Raw genomic sequence first — 16462 nt, 5'->3', positions numbered from 1 at the left:
GAAAATGAAATTATTATATGGATTTATACTTTTAATAACAGGTTGTGCAGGAACGTTTGCATCATGTCGTCAATTATATAGGATTATAAGGTTGAAGCTGTTTGGAAACACCTGTACAGCGAAAATCGTTGATTTTTATGAGGGACGCTACAGAAATTATAAATTACACTCTAACCGATTTAATAGAGTTACAGCATATCCTATCGTTCAATTTCGTACGGAAAAGGGGAAAACTATAAAAACAATGACGTTGAATTCAATCAAAGATATGCGCGAAAAAAAGTGGAATGGTGTTCGATATAATTATTTAGGGCAAGAAATTGATATTACTTATATTGATGAATATCCATGGACTTTTAATTATCCGCAAGGTGTGGCCAAATTGAATGTATTATGCATGCATAATAGGTGGTTTAAGCCTTTTATTGGATGGATTTTTGTTTTAATACTTTCGTTGCTTATTTTATTTTTTGCAGTTCCAAGTTTATTTAGATAATCAAATTTCTCGACCTAATTGAATAGTGAACGTTACATAGCAGTTATCTCAATCGAGGTAGCTGCTATTTTTGTGCTCATTTTGAGCAGTAACTATTCATTATTCAAAGGAGGTAGACAATGGACTACGAGAAATTCAAACAGGACATGGAGCAGGATGTACTAAAGAATCTTGCAAACAGGGGAATCGAAGCAGAGACCGATGTTCGGCACATTGATAAGTTGAACGATGGGTATGATGCTTTGACCGTGAAAGCACCGGGAAGTGTGATTGGTGTAAATATCAATCTCAGTAGTGCTTTTGAAGCGTATGAGGATGGAAGAGATTATATCGATATCGTGGAGAGAGCTTCTGATCAGGCTGCTAAGGGAATCACAGAGTCAAAGAGCTTTGATATCGATAAGGTCAATGACTATGACCAAATGAAGCAGACGCTTTCCATGGAAGTGGTTTCAGCAGAGAGAAATGCTGACATGCTTGAGAAGGTACCGCATAAGAACATCGAAGACATGGCGGTGGTATATCGCTTTGTTTTGGATGCTTCAGATGAGGGTAGAGCCAGCATTCTGGTGACAAATCAGCTTTTGGATTCCTATGGCATCACAGCAGATCAGCTTCATGAAGATGCCATGACGATTGCTCCAGAACTTCGCCCGGCAGTGATTAAGACCATGTCTGAGACATTGCAGGAGATGATGGGAGACGAGGCTTTTATGATGATGGGCATGCCGATTGCACCACCAGAGAATGAGCCACTTTTTGTAGCCACAGTTCCAGATAAGGTGCAGGGCGCTAGTGTACTTGCTTACCAGGATTTCATGGAACAGGCGGCTGAGAGAGTTGGCGGTGATTTCTATGTATTGCCTTCATCCATCCATGAAATTCTCTTAGTAAGAGACGATGGAAGCATGAATCGTGCTGACTTGGAAGATATGGTTCGCACGGTAAATGCTACCGAGGTTCAGCCGGAAGATATCCTCACAGATAGTGTTTATCACTATGATTCCAAGGATAAGGTCTTTGAACTGGCTGAGAAGTTCGAGGAGCGTACTGCTGCAAAGCAGCGCGAATCAGCTCTCGATAAGCTCGCTGATAAGAAGCGCGAAGCTCCAATTCATGAAAGTGTCACTCGTCCTCATGACCGTGGTGGCGAGGCGTTGTAATGAATAAAAAGACAGGCAAGAAGCCCTCTGCCTGTAGAGGATGTCCTTACGGGAAGCATCAGCCATGCATCGGCTGGTGCACCCGTAAAATCCTAGAAGAGATGAGATTGTTAAAGGAGAAGAAAAAATGACGTTTGATTATTTCTATGGCCGCGAAAGCGACCTTTTTTCATTTGTACGAATTCCAAAGCTTCTGTTTAAGGAAGAACGTCTAAAGCGTCTGTCGTCGGACTCCAAGATTCTCTATGGTCTTCTCCTGGACCGTATGAGCTTATCCGCAAAAAACGGTTGGCAGGATGATGATGGCAGAGTGTATATCATCTACACCATCGATGAAGTGCAGGATGATCTAGGATGTGCCAATAAGAAGGCTGTAAATATCCTTGCAGAGCTTGAAGATATCGGGCTTATCGAAAAGAAACGTCAGGGCTTAACCAAGCCAAATCTCATCTATGTAAAGAACTTTTCATCTGAAGTGTTAAAGGAACATTTCCAGAAATGTCAAAATGACACTTCAGGAAATGTGGAATTGACAGGTCAAGAAGTGTCAAAAGGACGAACAAATAATACTGATAATAACAATACTGATTTTAGTGATACTGATTCTATTCCATTCCATTCTGACAGGATACGGCTCTATCGTGAGTCGCCCCAGGAAAATGGAATGGAAGGGAATGGAAATGATGCATTACAGATTCGTAAAAAGTATCAGGATTATGTGGCTGAGAATATCAGCCTTGAGATTTTAAAAGAGCGATATCCATATCAGCGAGAATTGCTAAATCAATTAGCAGAGCTGATGGTGGATGTTCTTTGTTCGACCAAGGATCACATCTGTGTTGGAAAAGAGGACAAACCGGCAGCGATTGTGAAGGCACAGTTTATGAAGATTAATTCCATGCATATTGAGTACGTGTTAGAAGGGCTTCAGAAGAACACGACTCTTGTTCGTAATACCAGGCAGTATCTGATCACGACGCTTTATAATGCACCGCTGACGATAGATGCCCATTACGACACGCTTTTTAACCATGACAGAGCAAATGGATTGATTTAGGAGGAGAAAATGAGTAAGTCACAGGTGATTGCACTTGTTAATCAAAAAGGAGGTACCGGGAAGACGCAAAGCACAGAAAACTTAGGCGTTGGTTTAGCTTCTGAAGGAAAAAAGGTTTTGCTTGTGGATATGGATCCGCAGGGTTCACTCACCATTAGCCTTGGACATCCAAAAGCAGATGAGCTTCCTGTTACCGTGGCGGACATTATGGCGAAGGTTCTTCGGGAAGAGCCAATCGCTCCGGGGGAAGGAATTCTTCATCATCCGGAAGGTGTGGATTTGATGCCAGCCAACATTTCTTTATCAGGAATGGAGGTCTCCTTGGTAAATGTTATGAGCCGCGAACAAGTGCTGAAGGAATACATTGATTCCGTAAAAAGCAATTACGATTATGTGCTGATTGACTGCATGCCATCTCTTGGGATGCTTACCGTAAATGCGTTAGCTGCAGCGGACAGATTAGTGATTCCAGTTCAGGCTCAGTACCTTTCAGCCAAAGGTTTGGAGCAGTTGCTTCAGACAGTGAATAAGGTTAGGCGACAGATAAATCCAAAGCTTAAGATTGATGGCATCCTGCTAACCATGGTGGATGGCAGAACAAATTATGCGAAGGATATCAGCAACCTGATTCGCGATACCTATGGTAGCAAGCTAAAGGTCTATAAGACAGAGATTCCACATTCCGTCAGGGCTGCAGAAATCAGTGCAGAAGGAAAAAGTATCTTTGCTCATGATCCAAAAGGGAAGGTGGCAGAAGCCTATAAGAATTTAACAAAGGAGGTGCTGAAGAATGAAGAAAGAGCGCTCAAACATTCAGCTGAGCAGTTACGATGATATTTTTGGAAATGATGCATCGGCTGATAAGGCAGGGGCCGTGAATGGTGATACGGTGGTTGATATTCCACTGGATGAATTGCATCCCTTTCGGAACCATCCCTTTAAGGTTCGTGATGATGCTGATATGGAAAAAACAGTGGAGTCCATTCAAGAGTTTGGTGTATTGCAACCAGCTATTGTTCGACCAGACCGCGATGGAGGCTATGAAATCCTGTCAGGACATCGAAGACATCATGCCTGCCAAATAGCAGGGATTGAGGCACTTCCTTGTATTGTAAGAGATTTGGATGATGATGCAGCTACGATTTTGATGGTGGATTCGAATCTGCAAAGGGAAGAGATACTGCCAAGTGAGAGAGCTTTTGCTTTTAAGATGAAGTTGGATGCGATGAAACATCAGGGCGAACGAAGAGATTTAACTTCGTGCCAAATTGGCACGAAGTCGCGAAGTGATGAAATTCTTGGTGAACAGGTAGGAGAAAGTGCTAGAACAGTTCAGCGCTATATCCGCCTCACCAACCTAGATCCAGAGCTTCTTCAATTAGTAGATGATAAGCAAATGGGCTTTAATCCAGCCTACGAGCTTTCATTCTTAAATCCAGAACAGCAAAAAGACCTTCTCTCAGCCATTGATTATGCCCAGGCGATTCCTTCTTTATCTCAGGCGCAGCGAATTAAGAAGCTGGCTTTGAATGGTGAGATTACCCAGGAAGGGATGAACATTATTCTTTCTGAAGAAAAGAAACAGGACTTGGATCGAGTGACTTTGAAACATGACACCTTAAAGAAGTATTTTCCAAAGTCTTATACACCAAAGCAGATGGAAGATACCATCATCAAGCTACTTGATCAGTGGCAGAAGAAACGTAATAGAGATATGGAACGTTAGGAGGTGATTCTATGCAGGAAGAGATTGAAGAGAAATCTGTCCGACTTGCGATTACTACCACAAAGCTTTCTATGAGAACATTCATTGCTGGAGTGAAAGCTTACTTGAGACATCGGCAGAAAAAGCAGCTGGCAGCTATTGATGAACATATCCAGGGCAAGCAATCCATCGATGAACTGATTAAGCAGAATCAGGGAGTAACCAGCATGGTAGTTGGCGATGAAGGCCTTCGTACTTTTGAGCGCATTGCAAAGAAGTACGGTGTCGACTTCGCTGTTATGAAGGATACTTCTGAGAAGCCACCGGTGTTTACAGCTTTTTTCAAAGCCAGAGATACCGATGCCATGGAAGCTGTGGTGAATGAATACAGCAAGAAGATGGTAAAGAAGCAGGAGCGACCAAGCGTGCTTGCGAAGCTTCGTAAGTTTATTGAGATTGCAAGGAAACAACCAAACAAGGCAAAGAACAGGACACAGGAGATGACGCGATGACCAAAAAGCAGAAACGACTAATCCTGTTAAATATCCCGTATGTGCTCATGGGATTATTTGCAACAAATCTGGGAGAGGCTTGGAGAATATCGCAGACAATAGATGCGGTAAATGAAGTGGGAGCTCTGGCACAGGCATTTCCAATAGCACTTCAGAATTTCCTGCCAAGCCTGCATCCCTTTGATTTGATGGTCGGTATTGCTTTTGGTATTGGAATGAAGGTTGTCGTATATGTAAGAGGTAAAAATGCTAAGAAATACCGTCATGGTGCAGAATATGGAACAGCACGATGGGGTACAGCACAGGACATAGAGCCGTATATGGCTCCAAACTTTAAGGATAATATCATCCTTACCCAAACCGAGCGACTGATGATGAGCAGCCGCCCGAAGAAACCAAAGTATGCAAGAAACAAGAATGTACTTGTAACCGGTGGTTCTGGATCAGGTAAGACCAGGTTCTTCCTGCTTCCGAATCTGTTGCAGATGCATTCAAGTTATGTTGTCACAGACCCGAAGGGTGACGTGGTGATCAAAGCAGGTAAGACTCTTTTGAAGCATGGATACAGATTGAAAATCTTTAATACCATCAACTTCAAGAAGAGCATGCACTACAACCCATTTGCCTATATTCACTCAGAAAAGGACATCCTAAAACTGGTGAATACCCTTATCGCAAATACGAAGGGGGATGGCAAAGCCGGAGACGAGTTTTGGACAAAGGCCGAGACTCTTCTTTATTGTGCGCTGTTTGGATACATCCATTATGAGGCGCCAGAGGAAGAGCAGAACTTTAATACGCTACTAGAATTTCTGAATGCTTCAGAGGTTCGCGAGGATGATGAGGATTATGAAAATCCAGTAGATATGATGTTTCATGACCTGGAAAAGAAGAGTCCAAATCACTTTGCAGTAAGGCAATATCGCAAATACAAACTAGCGGCGGGCAAAACAGCAAAATCTATTTTAGTGAGCTGCGGTGCCAGACTTGCTCCATTTGATATTGCAGAGCTTAGAGAAATCACAAGCTATGATGAATTGGAACTGGACACCTTGGGAGATAGAAAGACAGCATTATTTCTCATTATGAGTGATACAGATGCTACCTTTAATTTCTTGATTTCCATGGTCTACAGTCAGCTATTTAATCTGCTTTGTGAGAAGGCCGATGATGTGTATGGCGGCAGACTTCCTGTCCATGTCAGATGCCTCATCGATGAGACAGCCAATATCGGACAGATTCCGAACTTGGAGAAGTTGGTGGCAACCATCCGAAGCCGTGAGATTAGTGCGTGCCTGTTCCTACAGGCGAAGTCACAACTGAAAGCCATCTATAAGGACAACACAGATACCATCATAGGAAATATGGATTCTCAGTTGTTCCTTGGTGGCACGGAGCCAACCACGCTGAAGGATTTATCCCAGTTCCTTGGAAAGGAAACCATCGACATGTATAACACCGGCGAGAGCAGGGGTAACAATCCTTCCTACTCCATGAACTATCAGAAGAGTGGAAAGGATCTCATGACCGTGGATGAAATCGCAGTTATGGATGGTGATAAATGCATCCTGCAGCTTCGAGGTGTACGTCCATTTTTGTCGGACAAATACGATGTCACTCAGCATCCACTTTATAAGGAGACTGGTGAATATGATGAGCGGAATAAGTTGGATATACAACGATTCTTGCATCAGGGGATTAAAGTGAAAAGTGGAGAAATGTTTGATGTGGTGAGGATTTAATGGAATTTAGGCACCTCTTCTAATGAGTAATATGGTAAGATTATTAGAGCACGGAGAGGTGCTTATTTTTACAAATCGGAATTTTTAGAGGCAAATTATATTTCAGTTTAACTCGTTAAGGGGGACTCAATGAAAAAATATATAGCATTTCTTCGTGGTATAAATATTAGCGGTAAAAACAAAATTAGAATGTCTGATTTGAAGTTGGAACTTGAAAATGCAGGGTTTACGCAGGTGTCAACATATTTGAATAGTGGCAATGTTACATTTTTATCTGATGACAATAATCTTAGGAATAGAATTGAAGATATGATTCTAAATAGATTTGAACTTCGAATTCCAGTATATGTAGTTGAAGCAGATGTGTTAAATGATATTTTGTCTAATGCACCTGAATGGTGGGGTTCAAATAGTAAAGAAAAATATGATAATTTAATTTTTGTTCTTTCAGATGATACACCTGAGCAAATATATGAGATGGTAGGACCACCTTCCGATGAACTTGAAAAAGTGCAAATGTATAAGAATGTTATATTTTGGACTTTTGATAGACAGCAATATCAAAAATGTAATTGGTGGAAAAAAACTGCAACTAATGAAATTGCAGATAGATTAACAATTAGAACAGCAAATACAGTAAAGAAGGTTTGCAAATAAAATTCGAAGTTAATCGCACAACTTCAGGTTTGTCGGACAAAACTAAATAAAACCTTACATAGACCAGTACCTCTGGGGACGCCCAGATGATTTGTACTGGTCTATTATTATGCCCATTTTTAGCGCAAGGAATGGACATGAGCCGAAACTATTAATCTATTTTCAAGAAAGGAAAATTCGGGAGCTCGCGACTTCCGAATGAAGGTACGAACTATGAAGGTGTGGAAATTTTTGAAGGGATGTTGGATGAAGGTACGCGTGAAGGCTGCGAGAATCCGAAAGGGTATCAAAATGGCATTTTTCAATTCAGCAATCACAGTATTACAGACACTTGTTATCGCACTTGGCGCAGGCCTTGGTGTTTGGGGCGTTGTAAATCTTCTTGAGGGTTATGGCAACGACAACCCTGGTGCGAATGCTCATGTACGGTAAGGAAGCAAGCAACCGAAAACAAGAGATAGACCGCCAGCACTACACTATTCCGAACCAAAGACCAAAAGATAAGCATTGTGGGAAAATCTAAACTTTTGGATTTTCCTACAATGCCAACTACGGCGGAATCCCTCCCACTCCTTATATCTTTCTGTATACATTGAATTTGTATTTAGTAAAATGCAGACAACACCACGGATCGGCTTTTGGTTGGACAATTCCAACCAAACACCACAGCAGACAGCAGAAAACATTCTGAACGCTAGGAAGCCGGTATGATTGTTACATATAAGGGGAAGAAAAATTTCTTTTAGGTACTTGCTTTCCTAAAACTGATGTGATACAATGATTTAATCCAGAAAAGGAGTAAAAAATATGCGGCAAGGTATTCTTAAATAAAACTATAATCAAATAGTGGGAACAAAGGATTATGATAGCTCCTTTTGTAGGGGCTTAGTTTTTTGTACCCAATTTAAGAATACTTTTGCCTTATCAATTTTGACATATCCCCAAAAACAGCAATCACAAACAGGTGTATGCTGTATATGTGTATGTCCGCAACTTATAATCCCCAGTGGTAAAAGTATTTTACTGCTGGGGATTTTTATGCCCTTTGGGGCTGTAAAGGGAGGACAATCACATGAAAATAATCAATATTGGAATTCTTGCCCATGTAGACGCTGGAAAGACGACCTTGACGGAGAGCCTGCTATATGCCAGCGGAGCCATTTCAGAACCGGGGAGCGTCGAAAAAGGGACAACGAGGACGGACACCATGTTTTTGGAGCGGCAGCGTGGGATTACCATTCAAGCGGCAGTCACTTCCTTCCAGTGGCACAGATGTAAAGTTAACATTGTGGATACGCCCGGCCACATGGATTTTTTGGCGGAGGTGTACCGCTCTTTGGCTGTTTTAGATGGGGCCATCTTGGTGATCTCCGCTAAAGATGGCGTGCAGGCCCAGACCCGTATTCTGTTCCATGCCCTGCGGAAAATGAACATTCCCACCGTTATCTTTATCAACAAGATCGACCAGGCTGGCGTTGATTTGCAGAGCGTGGTTCAGTCTGTTCGGGATAAGCTCTCCGCCGATATTATCATCAAGCAGACGGTGTCGCTGTCCCCGGAAATAGTCCTGGAGGAAAATACCGACATAGAAGCATGGGATGCGGTCATCGAAAATAACGATGAATTATTGGAAAAGTATATCGCAGGAGAACCAATCAGCCGGGAAAAACTTGCGCGGGAGGAACAGCAGCGGGTTCAAGACGCCTCCCTGTTCCCAGTCTATCATGGCAGCGCCAAAAATGGCCTTGGCATTCAACCGTTGATGGATGCGGTGACAGGGCTGTTCCAACCGATTGGGGAACAGGGGGGCGCCGCCCTATGCGGCAGCGTTTTCAAGGTTGAGTACACCGATTGCGGCCAGCGGCGTGTCTATCTACGGTTATACAGCGGAACGCTGCGCCTGCGGGATACGGTGGCCCTGGCCGGGAGAGAAAAGCTGAAAATCACAGAGATGCGTATTCCATCCAAAGGGGAAATTGTTCGGACAGACACCGCTTATCAGGGTGAAATTGTTATCCTTCCCAGCGACAGCGTGAGGTTAAACGATGTATTAGGGGACCAAACCCGGCTCCCTCGTAAAAGGTGGCGCGAGGACCCCCTCCCCATGCTGCGGACGACGATTGCGCCGAAAACGGCAGCGCAAAGAGAACGGCTGCTGGACGCTCTTACGCAACTTGCGGATACTGACCCGCTTTTGCGTTGCGAAGTGGATTCCATCACCCATGAGATCATTCTTTCTTTTTTGGGCCGGGTGCAGTTGGAGGTTGTTTCCGCTTTGCTGTCGGAAAAATACAAGCTTGAAACAGTGGTAAAGGAACCCTCCGTCATTTATATGGAGCGGCCGCTCAAAGCAGCCAGCCACACCATCCATATCGAGGTGCCGCCCAACCCGTTTTGGGCATCCATAGGACTGTCTGTTACACCACTCTCGCTTGGCTCCGGTGTACAATACGAGAGCCGGGTTTCGCTGGGATACTTGAACCAGAGTTTTCAAAACGCTGTCAGGGATGGTATCCGTTACGGGCTGGAGCAGGGCTTGTTCGGCTGGAACGTAACGGACTGTAAGATTTGCTTTGAATACGGGCTTTATTACAGTCCGGTCAGCACGCCGGCGGACTTCCGCTCATTGGCCCCGATTGTATTGGAACAGGCATTGAAGGAATCGGGGACGCAGCTGCTGGAACCTTATCTCTCCTTCATCCTCTATGCGCCCCAGGAATACCTTTCCAGGGCTTATCAAGATGCACCGAAATACTGTGCCACCATCGAAACGGCCCAGGTAAAAAAGGATGAAGTTGTCTTTACTGGCGAGATTCCCGCCCGCTGTATACAGGCATACCGTACTGATCTGGCCTTTTACACCAACGGGCGGAGCGTATGCCTTACAGAGCTGAAAGGATATCAGGCCGCTGTCGGTCAGCCGGTCATCCAGCCCCGCCGTCCAAACAGCCGCCTGGACAAGGTGCGCCATATGTTTCAGAAGGTAATGTAAAGATACATAATCGTCAAGACGGCAACAATCAGAAGTTATGGAGGGTAACAATGGAATATAGTAAGGAAGATTTAATGGAAGCAAAAAAGCAAATTTGGGGAGTGGGAGAGAACATGGGAACAGAGGAAAGTAAAAAAATCTGGGAGGAGAACGCACAATTTTGGGATAATGCAATGGGTGACGAATCTAATGAATTTCACAGAGAGGTAGTGCGTCCCAAAGTAACGGAACTTCTATCTCCTAATCCTGCGGATTACATTTTGGATATTGCGTGTGGCAATGGAAATTATTCTTCGTATCTTGCACAAAGAGGCGCTTCGGTTGTCGCTTTTGATTACAGCAAAAAAATGATAGAATTGGCTAAAAGACGGCAATCACAATATGCAAAACAAATTGAATTTTGTGTGGCGGATGCGACCGATAGAAAAAGTATATTAGAATTAAAAAGAAATCGAGCCTTTACGAAAGCAGTTTCTAATATGGCAATTATGGATATTACGGATATTGAACCACTTCTTATGGCTGTTTATGAACTGTTGCAGGAAAGCGGAATTTTTGTCTTTGCAACGCAACACCCTTGTTTTGTCACGTTGACTGAAAAATATATGACACCGCACAGTTACTATGATATAGCGATTGAAGGGCAACCGAAAGAGCAGATTTATTATCATCGTTCCATACAAGATATTTTTAACCTTTGTTTTAGAGCTGGATTTGTCATTGATGGATTTTATGAAGAATGTTTTAAAACCAACAAAGAAATTCCTATGGTAATGATAGTAAGGCTTAAGAAGGTAAAACGTGATAGCTTAAAATAAATTCAGGTTTGTCGGACAAAACTAAATAAAACCTTACATAGACCAGTACCTCTGGGGACGCCCAGATGATTCGTACTGGTCTATTATTATGCCCATTTTTAGCGCAAGGAATGGACATGAGCCGAAACTATTAATCTATTTTCAAGAAAGGAAAATTCGGGAGAAGCTACTTCCGAATGAAGGTACGATGATGAAGGTATTTAAGGTGATCAAATCCTGGTGTAAAAAAGTATTTAGGAAAATTAAGAGATGGATGATGAAGCCGTTTAGGAAGAAAGTGAAACCCGGACCAGAAGAGAAAGACATGGCATTTTTCAATTCAGCAATCACAGTATTACAGACACTTGTTATCGCACTTGGCGCAGGCCTTGGAGTATGGGGCGTTGTAAACCTTCTTGAGGGTTACGGCAACGATAATCCTGGTGCTAAGTCACAGGGAATGAAGCAGCTCATGGCTGGTGGTGGTGTTGCACTCATCGGCACACAGCTCATCCCACTTCTTTCCGGATTATTCTAATCCAGAGGGAGATACAACTGAATATGGAACAGGTAGCAGGCTGGCACTCGCCAGCTTTTTTGCTACCCAAATCAAAATGAAGGAGATCATTGCATGGATAGAATATTTGAGCAAATGACCTCTTGGCTCAAGGACTGGATTGTAGATGGGCTGATGAGCCTGCTGACAGGAACCTTTGACAGTATCAATGCCCAGGTTGGAAGTGTAGCTGCAGATGTAGCAACAAGCCCGGCGAATTTTACGCCGGGTGTTTTCAACCTGATGAAGACGGTGTCCAACAATGCGATTATGCCGATTGCCGGTATGATTCTCACATTTATTGCATGTTATGAACTGATTCAGCTGGTTATCGCCCACAACAATCTGGCGAACTTTGAAACATGGATATTCTTCAAATGGATATTCAAGACTTATGTAGCAGTAATGCTGATTACGCATTGCTTTGATATCACTATGGCAATCTTCGATGTGGCGGGGCATGTGATTTCCCAGAGTGGAAACATCATCCAGAACTCTACAGCAGTGAATGCATCCCAGCTTGCGCAGATGCGTTCAACACTGGAGGCTATGTCCATCGGAGAGCTTTTGCCACTGTTTATGGAAATCGGACTACTAAACATAGGAATCAAAATCATGTCCATGATGATCTTCCTAGTCATCTACGGACGAATGATTGAAATCTACCTGATGATAAGTTTGGCACCACTTCCATTTTCAACCTTTGGAAATAGGGAGCAGAGCCAAATCGGACAGAACTATGTGAAGAGCCTTGTTGCACTTGGCTTCCAGGGATTCCTTATATTAATCTGCGTCGCAATCTATGCGGTGCTGATTCAGAACGTATCCATTTCTAGTGATATCGCAGGCTCCTTGTGGTCAGTGCTTGGCTACAACGTACTGTTGGTATTTGCCTTGTTCAAGACCAGCACCTTGTCCAAGAGAATTTTTTCAGCACAGTAAGGAAGGATAATTATGGCGATAAGAGTAAATGTGCCAAGAGATTTATCCAGGGTAAAAGAGAAGGTGGCGTTCAATCTCACCAAGAGGCAGCTGATTTGCTTCACGCTTGCCGGAATGATTGGAGTGCCCACCTTTTTTCTTGTGAAGAGTGTTTCGGATAACGTGAGCGCGTCTACGTTTCTCATGATGGCGGTGATGATGCCACTGTTTTTCATGGCGATGTATGAGAAAAATGGGGAGAACATTGAGCGCATTATCCAGCACGCCATTGATTGGAAGAGGCGAAAGCCTGCCCCGGAGGAATCTTTCGAGCAAATGTTTAAAGACGGTATCTGCAGGGTGGATGAGAATTATTATTCCAAGACCATTCGCTTTTCAGATATCAACTATAAGCTTGCTACCGATGAGGACCAGCAAGCGATTTTTGATAATTGGAGGAAGTTCTTAAACTTCTTTGATAGCTCCGTCCACTTCGAGCTGACCTTTGTAAATGTCACCAAGGACGAAACGAAGTTCTATGAAACGATACGTATTAAGGAAAAACAGGATGGCTTTGATGATGTAAGAGCAGAGTATTCTGAGATGCTAAACCGCCAGCTTGAGAAGGGCAATAATGGTCTGGAAAAGACCAAGTATCTCACCTTTGGTATCTATGCCAAGTCCATTAAGGATGCCAAGCCTCGTCTTCGCTCCATTGAAAATGACATCTTAAATAACTTCAAGCGCATGGATGTGCAGACAGAAGTTCTTGATGGTATGCAGCGACTGGAAATGATTCAGCTAATCAAGAGCCTAGGAGGAGAGGATAGCACACTTAAATACCCAGTGAAAAACATGATTCGCACCAAGCAGAGATTTGCCACCATATCTGCCTTATCTTACGATGCGCCAACCATGGAAGACAGATTCTTGATGGAACTTTTGAATGCAGATTCCAGTCAGGTCATCAGTATCCATCTGCAGTCTATCAATCAGAATGAGGCGATTAAGAAGGTAAAGAAGACCATCACGAATATTGATTCAACGAAGATTGATGAACAGAAGAAGGCTGTTCGTTCCGGTTATGATATGGATCTGATTCCGGGGGATTTGGTGACTTATGGCAAGGACGCCAATGCATTTCTTCAGGACTTACAGAATCAGAATGAGCGAATGTTTAAGATGACATTTCTTATTTTGAATACCGGTGCATCCAAGATTGAACTTAAGAATAACTACCTGCAGACATCCAGCACAGCCCAGCAGTTTAACTGTGATATCTACAAGCTGGACTACAGACAAGAACAAGGGCTGAATAGCTGCCTGCCACTTGCAAGAGACCTGATTCATACAGATAGAAGTCTTACCACAAGTTCGGTAGGAATCTTTATTCCATTTACCACGCAGGAACTGATGCAGACCGAGGATGAAGCACTTTACTATGGCCTGAATGCTTTGTCACAGAATCTGATTATGGCAGATAGAAAGAGCCTGTCTAATCCAAATGGAATGATTCTAGGAAAGCCTGGATTTGGTAAGTCTTTTTCTGCAAAGCGTGAGATGAGTAACGTCATGCTATCGACCGATGATGACATCATGATTTGTGATCCGGAGCAGGAATACACCGCGCTGGTAAATAAGTTCCATGGACAGGTCATCCATATCAGCCAGAAGTCCAAGCAATTCATCAATCCCATGGATATCAACGAGAACTACTCCGATGGTGATGATCCGGTGTCACTGAAGGCTGAATTTATCCTATCATTGTTTGAGCTTGTTATGGATGGAAAAGGTGGACTTGGCCCAGTGGAGAAGACGGTTATCGACCGCTGTATCCACAAGGTCTATGAGAAGTACTTCGAGAATCCAATTCCGGAGAACATGCCAATCCTTGCTGATCTATTCAATGAGTTGATGGCACAGAACGAGAAGGAAGCTCATGAGGTAGCAACGGCACTTGAAATCTATGTTTTTGGTTCCCTGAATGTATTCAACAATCAGACCAATGTAGATATCAATAGCCGAATCGTTTGCTACGACATCAAGGACTTAGGAAAGCAGCTTAAGAAAATCGGTATGCTCATCGTTCAGGATCAGGTGTGGGGACGAGTTACAGCCAATAGAAGCATGGGAAAAGCTACCAGATACTACATGGATGAGTTCCATTTGCTTCTAAAAGATAAGCAGACCGCCAACTATAGCGCGGAAATCTATAAGCGATTTCGTAAATGGGGAGGCATCCCGACAGCCATCACCCAGAACGTGAAGGACTTGTTGGAGTCGCCGGAAGTGCAGAACATCTTTGATAACTGTGAGTTTATCTATCTTTTAAATCAAGCGCCAGGAGACAGAGAGATTCTGGCGAGAAAGCTTGGTATCAGTAAGTATCAGCTTTCTTATGTGGAAAAGGCAGAGCAGGGCGAAGGTTTACTGGTCTTTGGAAATCTGATTTTGCCATTTAAGGATCAGTTCCCTCATGACTTAGAGCTCTACCGCATTATGACCACAAAGCCAAAGGAAGTAGCCGCCTGGCAGAAAGGAGTGTAAGTGAGTAATTACAATCAGGATGAAAACATCGGTGGGCAGGCTCTTGATGAAGGTGTTGCGGCTGGGGAAGAGGCCACAAGGGAAATGCACCGTGCCTATCAGCGTCATCAAATCAAGAAGAACTACTACCGAAAAGACAGGGACAGCCCTTATGTAAAAAGCTTCGCGGATAAGATGAAGGATAGGGCAGAAGGAATTAAAGATGGAGTGAAGGATTCGATCAGAAAGATTGCCGAGTTTTTAAAAGAGCACCCAGTGGTGCTTGTGGTGACGATTCTGGTCATTCTTTTTATCTGGCTATCCAGCAACTTGATTAGCTTGTTTCAGGCCGTGATTTCCAGTATGGGAGATACCGTTCTGGTTTCCACTTATACTGCCTACGACGAGGATATCACCGGAGTAGATGCAGATTATGTAAAGCTGGAACAGGAACTGCAGAAGACCATCGAAAATACGGAGACTGATTTTCCGGATTATGACGAGTATGAGTACAACCTGGAGGAAATCGGTCATAACCCTTATGAGCTAGCTAGCTACTTGACCGTAAAGTACGAGGATTATAAGCGCAGTAATATGAAGCAGGTGGTAAAAGACCTTTTCAATGAACAGTATGACCTTAGCTATACCACCCGTACAGAGCGTCGTTCCCGTCAGGTGACAAAGACCGGAACTAAGACTGTAATTGATAAGGAAGGTAATCCGCACAACGTTTCCTACACCTATACGGAGACAGAATATTATCATGTGCGGATTCTGACAGTAACTTTGAAGAACAACAGTCTAGGTACTGTTATTGCATCAAAAGGCATGAATGAGGATGAGCAGGCTAGATATGCACTTCTCTTAGAGACGCAGGGTAACAAAGCCTATTTGTTTGATGATGCGTATGTGGATTACGAAGATCCAGAGGAATATCAGATTCCACCGGATGCCCTGTCAGATCAAACCTTTGCAGCCATGATTGCAGAAGGGGAAAAGTACTTGGGACGTGCTTATGTGTGGGGTGGCTCTAGTCCATCTACCGGATTTGACTGTAGTGGTTTTGTCAGCTGGGTTATTAATCATAGTGGATGGAATCTCGGCAGACAAACGGCTGATCAGTTGAAACACACTTGTACGGTGATTTCTCCAGAGGAAGCAAAGCCAGGAGATTTAATCTTTTTCAAAGGCACTTATGACACCAGCGGAGCCAGTCATGTGGGCATCTATTGTGGCAATGGAATGATGCTTCACTGTGGCAATCCGATTCAGTACACCTCGGTAAATACCAAGTACTGGCAGCAACATTTCTATTGTTATGGCAGATTGCCTTAAGGA

General features: G+C 43.5%; 15 protein-coding genes. All 15 read left to right on the top strand.

Features of this window, described 5'->3' with window-relative positions; all coding sequences use genetic code 11:
- The first annotated feature begins 4 nt into the window (after window positions 1-4).
- The 15 genes from BMZ41_RS11865 to BMZ41_RS11790 all read left to right on the top strand — a co-directional run bounded on the left by BMZ41_RS11865 (window position 5) and on the right by BMZ41_RS11790 (window position 16459).
- Window positions 5-496, top strand: coding sequence for a hypothetical protein (locus BMZ41_RS11865; RefSeq protein ID WP_090529908.1), 492 nt, complete (start codon window positions 5-7; stop codon window positions 494-496).
- Between the two features lie 119 nt (window positions 497-615).
- Window positions 616-1659: a DUF5688 family protein gene (locus tag BMZ41_RS11860; protein ID WP_177184217.1), complete on the top strand. Its 1044-nt coding sequence runs from the start codon at window positions 616-618 to the stop codon at window positions 1657-1659.
- A 127-nt stretch (window positions 1660-1786) separates the two neighbouring features.
- Window positions 1787-2716, top strand: a complete 930-nt coding sequence (locus BMZ41_RS11855; protein WP_090529905.1) for a DUF6017 domain-containing protein — start codon at window positions 1787-1789, stop codon at window positions 2714-2716.
- 9 nt (window positions 2717-2725) lie between these two features.
- On the top strand, window positions 2726-3550 hold the full coding sequence (locus BMZ41_RS11850) for a ParA family protein (protein WP_090529902.1): 825 nt from the start codon (window positions 2726-2728) through the stop codon (window positions 3548-3550).
- The gene (locus BMZ41_RS11845; protein WP_090529899.1) at window positions 3507-4442 is read left to right on the top strand and encodes a ParB/RepB/Spo0J family partition protein; all 936 of its coding nucleotides are present in this window, start codon (window positions 3507-3509) and stop codon (window positions 4440-4442) included. The genes BMZ41_RS11850 and BMZ41_RS11845 overlap by 44 nt, the downstream gene beginning before the upstream one ends.
- An 11-nt stretch (window positions 4443-4453) precedes the next feature.
- Window positions 4454-4933, top strand: a complete 480-nt coding sequence (locus BMZ41_RS11840) for a PcfB family protein (RefSeq protein ID WP_090529896.1) — start codon at window positions 4454-4456, stop codon at window positions 4931-4933.
- Window positions 4930-6675: a VirD4-like conjugal transfer protein, CD1115 family gene (locus BMZ41_RS11835; RefSeq protein WP_090529893.1), complete on the top strand. Its 1746-nt coding sequence runs from the start codon at window positions 4930-4932 to the stop codon at window positions 6673-6675. Before BMZ41_RS11840 ends, BMZ41_RS11835 begins: the two co-directional genes overlap by 4 nt.
- 129 nt (window positions 6676-6804) lie before the next feature.
- Window positions 6805-7332: a DUF1697 domain-containing protein gene (locus BMZ41_RS11830; RefSeq protein ID WP_090529890.1), complete on the top strand. Its 528-nt coding sequence runs from the start codon at window positions 6805-6807 to the stop codon at window positions 7330-7332.
- Window positions 7333-7623: 291 nt separating this feature from the next.
- The gene (locus BMZ41_RS16050) at window positions 7624-7764 is read left to right on the top strand and encodes a Maff2 family mobile element protein (RefSeq protein ID WP_090529987.1); all 141 of its coding nucleotides are present in this window, start codon (window positions 7624-7626) and stop codon (window positions 7762-7764) included.
- Window positions 7765-8404: 640 nt separating this feature from the next.
- Entirely contained in the window at window positions 8405-10324 is a 1920-nt protein-coding gene (gene tet(W) / locus BMZ41_RS11815) for a tetracycline resistance ribosomal protection protein Tet(W) (RefSeq protein WP_090529887.1), read from the top strand.
- A 50-nt stretch (window positions 10325-10374) separates the two neighbouring features.
- Window positions 10375-11142 carry a class I SAM-dependent methyltransferase gene (locus tag BMZ41_RS11810; protein ID WP_002586626.1) on the top strand — a complete coding sequence of 256 codons (768 nt, stop codon included), beginning with the start codon at window positions 10375-10377 and terminating at the stop codon, window positions 11140-11142.
- A gap of 304 nt (window positions 11143-11446) precedes the next feature.
- Window positions 11447-11659 (top strand): Maff2 family mobile element protein, encoded by a 213-nt coding sequence (locus BMZ41_RS11805; protein ID WP_031558130.1) that lies wholly within the window; start codon window positions 11447-11449, stop codon window positions 11657-11659.
- Between the two features lie 93 nt (window positions 11660-11752).
- Complete coding sequence (locus BMZ41_RS11800; RefSeq protein WP_090529884.1) at window positions 11753-12619, top strand: VirB6/TrbL-like conjugal transfer protein, CD1112 family; 867 nt, start codon at window positions 11753-11755, stop codon at window positions 12617-12619.
- A 12-nt stretch (window positions 12620-12631) separates the two neighbouring features.
- Window positions 12632-15145 carry a VirB4-like conjugal transfer ATPase, CD1110 family gene (locus BMZ41_RS11795; RefSeq protein WP_090529882.1) on the top strand — a complete coding sequence of 838 codons (2514 nt, stop codon included), beginning with the start codon at window positions 12632-12634 and terminating at the stop codon, window positions 15143-15145.
- Window positions 15146-16459 carry a C40 family peptidase gene (locus tag BMZ41_RS11790; protein WP_090529879.1) on the top strand — a complete coding sequence of 438 codons (1314 nt, stop codon included), beginning with the start codon at window positions 15146-15148 and terminating at the stop codon, window positions 16457-16459. It abuts the gene before it with no gap.
- Window positions 16460-16462 lie beyond the last annotated feature (3 nt).

The organism is Pseudobutyrivibrio sp. UC1225 (assembly GCF_900115215.1).
In the GTDB taxonomy this organism is placed as follows: domain Bacteria; phylum Bacillota; class Clostridia; order Lachnospirales; family Lachnospiraceae; genus Pseudobutyrivibrio.
This window is presented reverse-complemented; position numbering and strand designations above follow the sequence as displayed.